Genomic DNA, 12,187 nt, shown 5'->3' on the forward strand with positions numbered 1-12,187 from the left:
AGCTGCGGCGACAGGCGGGCGAAATCGGCGCCGATGGTGGTGGCTTCCTGCCAGGTTGGGTTGCGCGAGAAGTCGTGACTGAGCAGCCCCTTCCAGTAGGTTTCGAAGGCGTTATGAATCGAATGCCAGTGCCAGTAGGAGACCATGGCGGCGCCGGAGGCGATATGGCTGAATGCCTGCAGGCGCAGCTGGCCCGGGAAGGGGGTCCACTGGGCGAAGCCCTGTGCCTGGGTTTCCAGCACGAAGTAGTTCTGGCCCGGCTTAAGCGAGCGGGTGATGGCGCCGCCAAAGGCGATTTCCCGCCCGGTCAGGTGCGCCTGACTCGGGTGATAGATATCGACACCGGCGATATCCAGCGCCTGCGCCGCCGCAAAATGGTCGACCCGCGGCTGCACGCCGTAAGAGTAACCGCGCCATTCGAAATCGAAGTTGTGGGTGACGAACTGGTGCGGCTGGGCGTATTCCCGAACGATGGCCGCCTGCCAGGCCAGATACTCGGTGACCTGCTGACGCTGATAGCGGGAGAAGGCGCAGGCGAGGCTGGCGTTGATGGTGTTTTCCACCGGCGGGAAATCATCCCAGCTGTCGATACGGTTGCTCCAGTAGTCGAGGCCGAAGTCGCGGTTTAACGGGGCGAGGTCAGAGTATTTTTCCTGCAAGCTGCGCACAAAACCTTCCTGCATATAGCGCCCGACGTTGTCGTAGTGCTTGGTTTCGTTATCCAGCTGCCAGCCGATAATCGCCGGGTGGTGCTGCACATGGTCCATCAGCGTGCGAATAATGTTCTCAGCATAGCGGCGGAAGGTGGGATTCACGATGTCCATGATTTGTCGCGGGCCGTACTTTTGCTGGCCTTCGGCGGTGGTCACCAGAATGTCAGGGTGCTTCGCCACCAGCCACGCCGGTACCGCGTAGGTTGGCGTACCGATAATCACCGCGATCCCCGCCTGGTGCATGGCGTTCAGCACGCGGTCGATGTGATAGAAATGGTATTCGCCTTCCTGCGGCTCCAGGGTACTCCAGGTGGACTCCGCGATGCGCACCACGTTGATACCCGTCTCGCGCATCAGCGCAATGTCCTGCGCGAGGCGATCCTCCGGCATATATTCGTCGTAATAAGCGACACCGTAATATAAATCAGACATGCGGTTACCTCGTGTCATTAATGTTCGGCAGCTGGCTGCGGGGCGAAAAATCGCGCGTTATCCAGGGTGATAAAGGAGAGCAGGGTGAAGCACAGGGCGATGCTGCCCAGCACCACGTAGCTGCTGGTGAAGCCCATGCTCTGGTACATATGGCCAATCCCGGTGGAGAGGAAAATAGAGCTAAAGCTCTTGGCGAACTGGAAGCCAATCAGGTAAACGGTGGCGGAAAGCAGCGGATTGAAGTTGGCGACGATATACTTCAGCGCGGCCACCAGCAGCACCGAGCTTTCAAAGCCGTGCAGCAGTTTGATCAGGCTGATGGAGACCGGGCCAACCGCCCACGCCGAGCCGATGATGCGCAGGCTCATGATCATGCCGCAGTACAGCAGGGCGTTTTTCGGGCCGATTTTGTTGACGAACCACGGGGCGAAGAACATCACGACCGCATCGAGGAAGATCTGCCCGGTGGTCAGGTAGCCGAAGACTTCCGCGCCGCGCGCTTTGCTTTCAAAGAAATGGCTGTAGTAGATCGCAAACTGCTGGTCGTAGGTTTCATACACCGCGCCGACGCCGATCATATAGATGGCGAAGAACCAGAATTTTTTCAGCTTCAGCAGCGCCACGGCGTCGTTAAAGGTGACGGGGGTGGTTTTCGTTTGCTGTTGCGCGGCGGTGCCGGAGGTATCCACCTCGGTTTTCCAGACAGTGAGCAGCAGACAAACGCCCGCGGCGCTGGCCAGCCAGAAAATCATGTTCTGGTCGATACCGTAGAGCTTGCCGGCGGCGAAGGTGCCGATGGCGGCGCCAATGCCACCAAACATGCGCGCGCGGCCAAACTCGAAGCCGGAGGCGCGGCTGACCTTATCAATATAGGCTTCGCAGATACCGCAGCCCGCACCGTAGGCCATCCCGATATACACCCCGCCCGCCAGCGCGCCGAGAATGACGTGGTACTTCAGCAGCGGAGCGAAAACGTAGATCCAGTAGGGGGCAAACAGCGTGATGATGATAGCCAGCATCCACATCAGGTGTTTACGGTAGACCAGCTTGTCGGAGATAAAACCAAACAGCGGCTGGACGCACACCGCGATGATGGCGGTAAACGAATAGACCAGGCCAACGTCGGTATAGCTGATGCCGATGGTTTCGGTCAGCCATAGCGACAAATAGGGGTAACAGCAGCCCCAGCCGATAAAGAAAAACAGGAAGAACAGGCAGCTGATAGAGTAATTTTTATTCATGATACCCTCGTTTCCTCATGCAGGAATCTGATTGTAGAGACGCGAGCAACGTTACCGTTTCGCGCTACGGGGAGTCATAAATGTTCCGCTATCGACCAGTAATAATCTGCTGCTGCGAGCCGAGCGTGAGCGGCTTCACATTCTGCGGGGAGTGGGGGAAGAACGGGCTACAGGCGTAGCCCGGGGAAGGGATCAGGCGGCGCCTTGCTCGCGTTCCGCGATTTCGGTCTGTTTCGGTACCAGTACCGTCGGCTTGTTATCGATGCGCGTGACCAGCAGCTGGTCGATGCGGTAGTTATCAATATCCACCACCTCAAACTTGTAGCCGGAGAACTTCACCGCATCGGTGCGTTTCGGAATTTTACGCAGCATAAACATCATGAAGCCGCCGATGGTTTCATAGTTGTCCGACTGCGGGAAATCGTCGATGTCCAGCACGCGCATCACGTCGTCGATTGGCGTACCGCCGTCAATCAGCCACGAGTTTTCGTCACGGGCGACGATCTGCTCTTCCAGACCCTGGCCGACCAGGTCGCCCATCAGGGTGGTCATCACGTCGTTGAGGGTGATAATGCCCACCACCAGCGCGTACTCGTTCATGATGACCGCGAAATCCTCGCCGGCGGTTTTAAAGCTTTCCAGCGCTTCGGACAGCGTCAGGGTGTCCGGCACGATCAGCGTGTTGCGGATCTGCACGCCGCTGTTCAGCGCCATGCTCTGGTTCGCCAGCACGCGATTCAGCAGGTCTTTGGAATCGACGTAGCCAATGATGTGGTCGATATCTTCGTTACACACCAGGAACTTGGAGTGCGGGTGCTCGGCCACTTTGTTTTTCAGGCTCTGCTCGTCTTCGTGCAGATCGAACCAGATGACGTTTTCGCGCGGCGTCATCGATGACGGCACGGTACGGGACTCCAGTTCGAACACATTTTCAATCAGCTCGTGCTCTTGTTTACGCAGCACGCCCGCCAGCGCGCCGGCTTCCACCACCGCGTAGATATCGTCGGAGGTAATGTCGTCTTTACGCACCATCGGCAGCTTGAAGATACGGAAGATGATGTTGGCCATGCCGTTGAAGAACCACACCAGCGGCCGGAACACCAGCAGGCAGAAGCGCATCGGGTTGATGATACGCAAAGCCACCACTTCAGGCGCAATCATACCGATGCGTTTCGGAGTTAAGTCCGCAAACAGGATAAACAGGCCGGTGACCAGCGAGAAGGAGAGGATAAAGCTCAGCTGCTCGGAGAGTTCCGGTGACACGTAGCGAGAGAACAGGGAGTGGAAGGCCGGTGAAAACGCCGCATCGCCGACGATACCGCCAAGGATGGCGACCGCGTTGAGGCCAATCTGCACCACGGTGAAGAACATCCCCGGGTTTTCCTGCATTTTCAGCACGCGCTGGGCGTTGATGTTGCCTTCATCGGCAAGCAGCTTCAGTTTGATTTTGCGCGATGCGGCAAGTGAAATCTCAGATATCGAGAAGAACGCACTGACGGCGATCAGGCAAAGTATGATGAATATACTGTTTAACATATCTTATCTAACCCGTGGGGCCAGATCCTCGGAAGGGAAGTTGATAAATCCGTGTGAAATACACATTGAAAACCGGCCCGAAGGAGATGGGCCGGCAATTTCAGGGGTTAGTATAGCGTAAGGGACTGTAAAGCTGCCAGAGGTTAACCGTTAGTCGGTAACGGCCTGGTTTTTGCGCGACTTTCCGGCGTCGCATCCCACACCTGATTATAGGCATAGCCCGTCAGCGCGCGGATGACGTTGCGGGTCTCCGGGTCGCAGTCTTCGGCGTTGCCGCCGAGCTTGCGGCGCGCCACTTCTTTCACCAGCAGGCTGTGGGTTTTCTGCGTCAGCTTAAAGCGCCAGGTGACATAGAAGCTGATGGCTAACAGGCCCGCGGTGGCGAAAATCATCAGGCCGATAATGGCGTGCAGGGCGCTGGCCGGCTGCGCGCCGCCGCCTTTAACGAAGCCGCTCTCTTCCAGCACCACGCCAATCAGCATAATCGCCAGCGCGACGGTGCTTTTACGGGTGAGCACCATCACCCCGGCGAAGATCCCCTCGCGACGCTGGCGGGTGACGATTTCATCAACGTCGGGAATAAAGCTGTAGATGTTCCACGGAATGTAATACAGCCCGGCTTTCGCCAGCCCCAGCAGCACGAAGACCGCGGAGAACAGCAGCGTTGGCGCCTGGAGATTGCCGATATAGACGGTGAAGAGGAAGGCCAGCACGAGGAAAATACTGCCATAGGAGAGCCGTAGCGCGCCGGAGGGCGTGAGGTTAAATTTGTTCATCAGCATCATAAAGCCGAATGTGCCGGGAATAGAGACAAAGGCGGCAATACTTAATAACCCGGAAACCATTTCGGCATCGTGGTGCAGGGCATAAACCACGTAATAGGTGAATACCGAGCCAAATACATCCATGGCGGTAAATGAACAAATATAAATTAAAATATGCTGACGAAATATTCTGATTTTGAATGAGGATATAAGATCAATAACCAGATATTTTAAATGGTTTAAAAGGCCGCTGCTGCGTTGATTATCCGGCTGAAATTCATACTCTTCTCGCACGTCTTTGGCTTCCCAGGTGCAGGCCCAGGTGGTAAATACCGCGACGCAATAAATAACCGCAAAAACAATCCCGGTGAGGGTATAGGTAAAGGAATTATCCTTACCGGTGTACTGCATAATAATACCGGGAACGGAGACTGCCAGAAAACCGCCGAGCGCCGAGCACATCATGCGCACGCCGGAAAGCCGCGTCCGCTCGCTGAAGCGGTTGGTCATTTCAGCGGCCAGCGTTTCCCACGGCACCAGCACCATGGCGGAGAGCAGTTCGATGGAGAGATAGGTGCCCAGGTAGTACCAATAGTTCATATCGGTCAGCCAGACGAGGGCGTAGAGAAACATTAACGGCGCGCTAATCAGCAGGAAAAAACGGCGGCGGCCAAATTTACGGCCCAGCCAGGTACTGCCAAAGTTATCAGTGATGTATCCCATCACCGGGCTTAAAACCGCATCGATAATTCGCGCAATGGCAAATATTGACCCGGCCTCTAATACGGATAAGCCGCAATAGGTGGTATAAAAAAATAAAAGCCATGTTCCTATAACGGCAAAGGCGCCGCCGCCAAATAAATCAGTAACGCCGTAGCCAATGGCAGTGCCATAGCCAACGCGACGCTCGGTTGGTTTCACCATAATATTATTATTCCTGTACTGGTAGGGTGTCAGTGCAGAGTTGCCCCTGCACCTTATATTATTGACAGCAGGAAAAATCGGATAACGATCACTCGGTGATATTCACCCATTTCCTCAATAGTGACGATTGGTAAATGGCATTAACCATCTGTAATGATTTTGCCGCTTCGCGAATATCGCAGAAGGTGGCGGCTGTGGCGTCATCTAACGCCTGGTAGAAATGTTGAATCGCCTGCTGGTGGCCGATACCCCAGTAGCTCTTGCCGATACCGTCCGGCGAAGCGTCGCTGGCCAGCAGGGTGCGCTCGTCGCCGCAAATCTGCCACAGCGCGTTATCCGTCAGGCGCAGCATCCCGTGCTCGAACTCCAGCTCCAGCAGCAGCGGCGAGTCGCTGGCGTGGCAGTTGCTGGCGTAAAACAGCCCGCGCGCACCGTTGTTAAAGCACAGCGTCACCATCGCGCTGTCTTCGGTCTCGATATCGTCGGCCAGCAGGGTGCTGTCGACTACGCCCTTCAGACGTCGCACGCCGCCGCCAAACCACTGCATCAAATCCAGGGTGTGAATCGCCTGATTAATCAGCAGGCTGCCTCCTTCGGTGGCGTAGCTGCCGCGCCACGGGCTGGCGGTGTAGTACTGACCACCGCGTGACCAGGTGAGCACCGCTTTAACGGCGCGCATGGCGCCGAGCTGCCCCGCATCAATGCAACGCTGAATGGCGAGGCTGGTGGGGTTGAGGCGGTTCTGATAACAGACGCCGACGTGGCGCTGGGCCATTGCGGCGGCGGCCTGAATGTCGGCCACCTCCTGCGGGTTCATCACCACCGGCTTCTCGCAGAATACCTGTTTCCCCGCCGCCAGCGCGGCGAGGATCATCGGCTTATGCAGGTAATGCGGCGTGCAGATGTGCACCACGTCAATGGCGTCATCCAGCAGCATCTCGCGATAGTCCTGATAAAACTGACAGCCGTAGTCGGCAGCGAGCCGGCTCCCCTTTTCACCATCGATATCGACTATCGCGCGCAGCACGACGCCCGGTACGTGGCGCAGCGCATCCACGTGACAGGTGTGAATCGCGCCGCAGCCGATAATCGCCGCATGACGTGTTTGCATATCCGCCTCCTGTTACTCGACCGCGTTCGCCAGCATCTGCGCTTTCACGCACAGCTCGGCCGCTTTAAAGGTGTGCGCCTGGGTCATGGCGTTTTCCGTACGGTTCAGGCAGTCCAGAATCAGCTGGCCGAAGTACGGGAAGCCCACCTGACCGGCTACCGGATAGCGGAATTCGCCCTCTTGGTTGACCAGGTACACCACGTCCTGTTCGCCGCGGGTGATATCGACGTATTTACGGATTTCGATATAGCCGTCGGTGCCGAGCAGGGTCAGGCGACCATCGCCCCAGCTTGAGAGGCCGTCCGGGGTGAACCAGTCGCAGCGGAAGTAGCCGGTCGCGCCGTTCTCCCCGGCCAGCATCGCGTCGCCGAAATCTTCGAACTGCGGATACTGCGGATGGTTAACGTTACGCACCTGGCTGGCGACGATACGGGCCTCGCTGTTGCCGGTGTAAAACAGGAACTGTTCAATCTGATGGCTGCCGATGTCGCACAGAATGCCGCCGAAGAATTCTTTTTCGTAGAACCAGTCCGGGCGGCCTTCGCCCTCGCGGTGCGGGCCAACGCCGAGCGTCTGCATCACCCGGCCAATCGCGCCCTGCTGCACCAGTTGCCCGGCGAATACCGCGCTCTCAACGTGCAGACGTTCGCTGTAGTACACCGCGTATTTGCGGCCGGTCTCCGCCACCTTGCGTTTGGCGGCCTCCAGCTGGGCGAGGGTGGTCAGCGGCGCTTTATCGGTAAAGTAGTCTTTCCCGGCGTCCATCACCTTCAGCCCCAGCGCGCAGCGCTCGGAAGGAATGGCCGCCCCGGCAACCAGCTGCACGCTGTTGTCGTTGAGAATGGTCTCCAGCGACGGCGCAACCTGCGCCTGCGGGTACTGCTGGACAAATTTGTCGACCTTCGCCGGATCCGGATCATAAACCCACTTCAGCGTCGCCCCGGCCTCAATCAGCCCGTTGCACATGCCGTAGATATGGCCGTGGTCCAGCGCGGCGGCGGCAATCACAAACTCGCCCGCGCCGACAACCGGCTGCGGTTTGCCCACCGGGGCGTAGTTCATACCGTCTTTGATGCTCATGTTTATGCTCCTTTATCCAAATCTTTACCCAGCGGGATTGCGCCCACCTCAGAGAAATTTTCCACCGACGCGCCTTTTTCATAGAAATGCGGGGCGAGGGAGACCAGGCCGCCGGTTTTATACCAGGGCTCCTCCGGGTTGACGGGAAGAGAGACCACGCGGCGGGTGATAGCGGATTGATAAATCGCGGTAATCAGCTCCAGCGAGCGCTTACCCTGCACGCCGTCAATCAGCGGTTCACCCTGCTGTTCTACCGCGTTAAGCAGGTCGTTAATCTGCCCGGCGTGCAGGGTGTGTTTCAGCTTCGGCGCGTTGCGGAACAGCGCGTCCAGCCGGGCTTCGCGCTCGCTATCGTGCTGCTCCTGCGGGAAGCCGTTGTCGGCGGAGACGCTGGCCCACACGTCCCACGGCGCGGAAATGCGCGCTTTATCGCCCTGAATAACGATTTTCTGATCTTCACCGTGATGCACCACCGAGGCGGTCAACTGCGTCAGCGCGCCGCTGTCGTAGCGGAAAATGGCGGCGGAAAGATCTTCCACCTCGGCGTTGTCGTGGGCGACGTTGGTCATCATCGCCACCACTTCGGTCGGGAAGCCGAGCATCCACTGGATGGCGTCAATGTGGTGCACCGCATGGTTGAGGGTACAGCCGCCGCCCTCTTTCTCCCACGTGCCGCGCCACCACAGGTCGTAGTAGCAGTGGCCGCGCCACCAGAAGGAGTCGACCTGGGCGTGGCAAATTTTCCCCAGCTCGCCCGAGTCCACCACCTGCTTTAAGCGCCAGAAGGCGTCGGTAAAGCGGTTCTGGGCAATGATGGAGAGGATTTTGCCGCTGGCGCGCTGGGCGGCGATCATCGCGTCGCACTCTTCCAGCGACGCCGCCATTGGCTTTTCGCACAGCACGTGCTTACCGGCGTTGAGCGCGTCGATGCTGATTTCGGCGTGCACGTACGGCGGCGTACAGACGTCGACAATATCCACCTCAAGGCCGGACGCCAGCAGCGCCTGATGGCTGCTGAAAACCGTCGCCTGTGTCAGCCCATAGCGCTCTTTTTTCTCCTGCGCCTTTTCCGGGTAGATATCGACCAGCGCCACAATCTGGCAGCGGTCGGCAAATTCCTGATACCCCTGAATATGGCTGTGGGAGATGTTCCCGGTGCCTACAATCGCAATGCGTAACATACTGCGCTCCTTACGCGAATTACCAGGTGCCCGAGGCATCCAGCGTTTTACTTTCAACCTGTTTGTCGACGGAGGAGGCGATGCGCTCATCCAGCAGCTGTTTAAACCGCGCTTCGTCGAACGGCAGGTCAACCCAATCGTCGGTCCAGGTAGACAAATGCATGGCGTTAGAGAGCGTCAGACCGTGGATGCCGTCGGTGCCTGGCGCGATCAGCGGCTTGCCGTGCAGCACGGCGGCGGCAAAGTTGGCGGTGATCACGTGGTGATCGCTGCACTCCGGGGCGACCGGAATGGTCACTTCCCAGCACTCCGGCTCGCCAAAGCCGTTTTCCCAGCGGGCATTGAACTCGGTTTCCGATTCGCGCAGCCGCCAGAAGCGCAGCTTGCCGTCTTCCACCACCACTTTGCCGCGATCGCCGGCGATCTCCAGCCGGTTGGTCCCCGGCGCTTCAGCGGTAGTAGTGATAAAGACCCCGGTCGCGCCGTTGGCGTATTCGGCGTAGGCGGTGACTTCATTTTCCACTTCAATATCGCGATGCTTGCCGAACTGACAGAAGGCGCGCATGCGCACCGGCATACCGACCAGCCACTGCCACAGGTCGAGCTGGTGCGGGTCCTGGTTGAGCAGCACGCCGCCGCCTTCGCCTTTCCAGGTGGCGCGCCAGCCGCCGGAGTTGTAGTAGCTCTGTGAGCGATACCAGTTGGTAATGATCCAGTTGGAACGACGCAGTTCGCCCAGCTCGCCGCTGTCGATCAGATCTTTCACTTTTTGATACAGCGGGTTAGGGCGCTGGTTGAACATCATGCCGAACACCACGTTGCAGCCGCGGGCGAATTCGTTCATCTCGCGCACCTGCGCGGTGTACACCCCCGCCGGTTTCTCGCACAGGGTGTGAATGCCGTTGCGCATGGCCAGCATCGACAGGCCCGGATGGTCATAGTGCGGTGTGGCGACGATGACGGCGTCAATCAGGCCACTTTTCAGCATGGTTTCGGCGTCGCTGAACAGCGTGACCGCTTCACCCACCAGCTCGCGAATCGCCGGATGCTTGCTGAGATTGTTATCGCACACTGCCGTCAGGCAGGCCTCTTTCACCGTACCTGCCAGCAGGTAACGGGCGTGAACGGTCCCGATATTACCCACGCCGATAATGCCAAAACGCACCTTATCCATGTTGCACCTTACGTGATAGGAATGACTGAAGCCTGAAAATAGGCAAGGCGGCGAAGGCGGACAAACGGAATTTGTGAGAATGCTCGCAGGTAGAAAAGGAATATGCGCGGAAAACTGAAAATGGGTTTTAAAATCAGCGAACTGCATCTGCAAAAATTTGCAAAATATGATTGCGAGCGAGGTCACACAATGCCAGGTAAGCTCAAAATGGATGAAATTGCCGCCCGTACCGGCTACTCCATCAGCACCGTTTCCCGGGTGCTGAGCGGTAAATCCTACACCAGTGAAAAAGCACGAGAGGCGATTGTGAAATGCGCCCGCCAGCTCGGGGTGCTGGACTCGCTGGCCAACGGACGCCTGCTGATTAACGGCATTGCGGTGTTCGCGCCGGAGCGCACCTTTCAGGGGCGGGGCGATACCTTTTATCTGGAAGTCACGAAGGGGATTGCCGAAGCCAGCGCGCCGCATGATGTCTGGATCAGCCACTGTGCGCTGGAAGAGCAGCACGCCGACGTTAAATTATTCCTCGAAAAAGCCAGCCACAAGAGCATCAACGCGGTGATCATCATCGGCACGGATGATCCCATGATCCTTAAGCTAGCCAGCACGCTGAATAAACCCTGCGTGCTGATCAACTCCATCGACCGGGAGATGTCGCTGGATTGCGTGTCGCCCGACCACCGGGCGATTGGCTTTACCGCGATGCGCTATCTGTTTGAGCAAGGGCATCGGCGGGTGCTGACGATGACCTGCCTGCGTCGGGAAACGCTCTACGCCCGGCTGGACGGTATTAAGGAGGCCTACCGCTATCACCACGTGCCTTTCAATCCTCAGCATGACCTGCTGGTCACCGAGTGGTTCACGGCGGAAGAGGCGGAGCGGGCGCTGGACGCCTGGCTGACGGCCCACGACCGCGCGCAGTGGCCCGATGTTATCTTCCCCAACAGCACCAGCATGACCGACGGGGTGATGAAGGCGCTGCGGCGTCGCGGGCTGCGTGTCCCCGAAGACATCTCTCTGATCACCACCGATTTTACGTGGAATCTGGAAAACAGCCTGACCGCGCCGGTCACCGGCATTCTGGTGCCCTGCCGCGATCTGGGAATTGAAGCCGTACATCTGCTGCAAACCCGCCTCAACCGCCCGCAGTCGCCGGTCTACAACCTGTTATTACAGGGCAAAGTGATGGATTTTGGCACGGTGGCGAACGCCACGCGCCACGCGCCATGCGGCGCGCGTGGCGCTGGACGGTTAGCCCTGCAGCTGCGGCGGCAGGCACACGCCAATTCCCCCGATGCCGCAGTAGCCGTACGGGTTTTTATGCAGGTACTGCTGGTGCTCATCTTCCGCGTAGTAGAACGGTTTGGCGGCGGCGATTTCAGTGGTGATCTCGCGCGCGTCGCCCGCGCTGCGCATCGCGTCCTGGAACTGCTGCAGGCTGGCGTGCGCCTCCTGCTCTTGTTCCGGCGTCAGCGGGTAGATGGCGGAGCGGTACTGGGTGCCGTGGTCGTTACCCTGACGCATGCCCTGCGCCGGGTCGTGGTTCTCCCAGAACACTTTCAGCAGGTCGCTATAGCGAATCACCGTCGGGTCATACACCACGCGCACCGCTTCCGCGTGCCCGGTCTGACCGCTACAGACTTCCCGGTAGGTGGGATTTGGCGTATAGCCGCCGGTGTAGCCAGCCGCGGTGCTATAAACGCCCGGAAGCTGCCAGTAAAGACGCTCCACGCCCCAGAAGCAGCCCATCGCGAACAGCGCCACCTCCATACCTTCCGGAACGTGGGTCATTGAGTGCTCTGTCACAACATTTAACGTTGCGACGGGCATTGGCGTATTTCTTCCGGGTAATGCATCCGATTGAGATACAAGGTGTTTCTTGTCAAACAGGCTCATAGGGTTGCTCTCCGGGGAACAGTAATTTCCGTTAAGGTTGTAACCGGGCGTGTCTTTGAACACAATAAACACGCCGAATACGTCTAAATTTAAACATAAGAATAATTTGGGGCTCTGTCTTTATTTCAACCCGAC

Annotated in this window: 9 protein-coding genes and 1 pseudogene; 1 reads left to right on the plus strand and 9 read right to left on the minus strand. The window is 58.1% G+C overall.

All coding sequences use genetic code 11. The features are described 5' to 3' along the window. The 8 genes from ACK5JN_RS18905 to ACK5JN_RS18940 form a co-directional block, all read right to left on the minus strand. Positions 1-1,145, minus strand: a 1,145-nt coding sequence (locus tag ACK5JN_RS18905; RefSeq protein WP_416871560.1) for a beta-galactosidase, incomplete at its 3' end; no start/stop codon positions are given. A 17-nt stretch (positions 1,146-1,162) separates the two neighbouring features. After that, on the minus strand, positions 1,163-2,386 hold the full coding sequence (locus ACK5JN_RS18910) for an oligosaccharide MFS transporter (protein ID WP_416871561.1): 1,224 nt from the start codon (positions 2,384-2,386) through the stop codon (positions 1,163-1,165). A gap of 192 nt (positions 2,387-2,578) precedes the next feature. Next, positions 2,579-3,922 carry a hemolysin family protein gene (locus tag ACK5JN_RS18915; RefSeq protein ID WP_416871562.1) on the minus strand — a complete coding sequence of 448 codons (1,344 nt, stop codon included), beginning with the start codon at positions 3,920-3,922 and terminating at the stop codon, positions 2,579-2,581. Positions 3,923-4,065: 143 nt separating this feature from the next. Beyond that, positions 4,066-5,610 (minus strand): MFS transporter, encoded by a 1,545-nt coding sequence (locus tag ACK5JN_RS18920; protein ID WP_416871563.1) that lies wholly within the window; start codon positions 5,608-5,610, stop codon positions 4,066-4,068. 88 nt (positions 5,611-5,698) lie between these two features. Beyond that, positions 5,699-6,721 carry a Gfo/Idh/MocA family protein gene (locus tag ACK5JN_RS18925; protein WP_416871564.1) on the minus strand — a complete coding sequence of 341 codons (1,023 nt, stop codon included), beginning with the start codon at positions 6,719-6,721 and terminating at the stop codon, positions 5,699-5,701. 12 nt (positions 6,722-6,733) lie between these two features. Next, positions 6,734-7,801, minus strand: a complete 1,068-nt coding sequence (locus ACK5JN_RS18930; protein ID WP_416871565.1) for a Gfo/Idh/MocA family protein — start codon at positions 7,799-7,801, stop codon at positions 6,734-6,736. A gap of 2 nt (positions 7,802-7,803) precedes the next feature. Beyond that, positions 7,804-8,982 (minus strand): Gfo/Idh/MocA family protein, encoded by a 1,179-nt coding sequence (locus ACK5JN_RS18935; protein WP_416871566.1) that lies wholly within the window; start codon positions 8,980-8,982, stop codon positions 7,804-7,806. A gap of 19 nt (positions 8,983-9,001) precedes the next feature. Next, entirely contained in the window at positions 9,002-10,156 is a 1,155-nt protein-coding gene (locus ACK5JN_RS18940; RefSeq protein ID WP_416871567.1) for a Gfo/Idh/MocA family protein, read from the minus strand. A gap of 189 nt (positions 10,157-10,345) precedes the next feature. On the opposite strand from ACK5JN_RS18940, the pseudogene ACK5JN_RS18945 reads away from it, so the two are divergent. After that, a pseudogene (locus ACK5JN_RS18945) lies at positions 10,346-11,380 on the plus strand (LacI family DNA-binding transcriptional regulator); the annotation flags it as partial. A gap of 27 nt (positions 11,381-11,407) precedes the next feature. Here the strand turns inward: ACK5JN_RS18945 and msrA are convergent. Further along, a complete protein-coding gene (gene msrA, locus ACK5JN_RS18950) occupies positions 11,408-12,052 on the minus strand; it encodes a peptide-methionine (S)-S-oxide reductase MsrA (RefSeq protein WP_416871594.1) in 645 nt (214 codons plus the stop codon). Positions 12,053-12,187 lie beyond the last annotated feature (135 nt).

This window comes from Kluyvera sp. (assembly GCF_047971185.1).
Lineage (GTDB): Bacteria > Pseudomonadota > Gammaproteobacteria > Enterobacterales > Enterobacteriaceae > Kluyvera.

Bases quoted from the DNA above. Each gene is read 5' to 3' on its own strand.
- ACK5JN_RS18910 (WP_416871561.1), bottom strand. From the start codon at position 2,386: ATGAATAAAAATTACTCTATCAGCTGCCTGTTCTTCCTGTTTTTCTTT.
- ACK5JN_RS18915 (WP_416871562.1), bottom strand. From the start codon at position 3,922: ATGTTAAACAGTATATTCATCATACTTTGCCTGATCGCCGTCAGTGCG.
- ACK5JN_RS18920 (WP_416871563.1), bottom strand. From the start codon at position 5,610: ATGGTGAAACCAACCGAGCGTCGCGTTGGCTATGGCACTGCCATTGGC.
- ACK5JN_RS18925 (WP_416871564.1), bottom strand. From the start codon at position 6,721: ATGCAAACACGTCATGCGGCGATTATCGGCTGCGGCGCGATTCACACC.
- ACK5JN_RS18930 (WP_416871565.1), bottom strand. From the start codon at position 7,801: ATGAGCATCAAAGACGGTATGAACTACGCCCCGGTGGGCAAACCGCAG.
- ACK5JN_RS18935 (WP_416871566.1), bottom strand. From the start codon at position 8,982: ATGTTACGCATTGCGATTGTAGGCACCGGGAACATCTCCCACAGCCAT.
- ACK5JN_RS18940 (WP_416871567.1), bottom strand. From the start codon at position 10,156: ATGGATAAGGTGCGTTTTGGCATTATCGGCGTGGGTAATATCGGGACC.
- msrA (WP_416871594.1), bottom strand. From the start codon at position 12,052: ATGAGCCTGTTTGACAAGAAACACCTTGTATCTCAATCGGATGCATTA.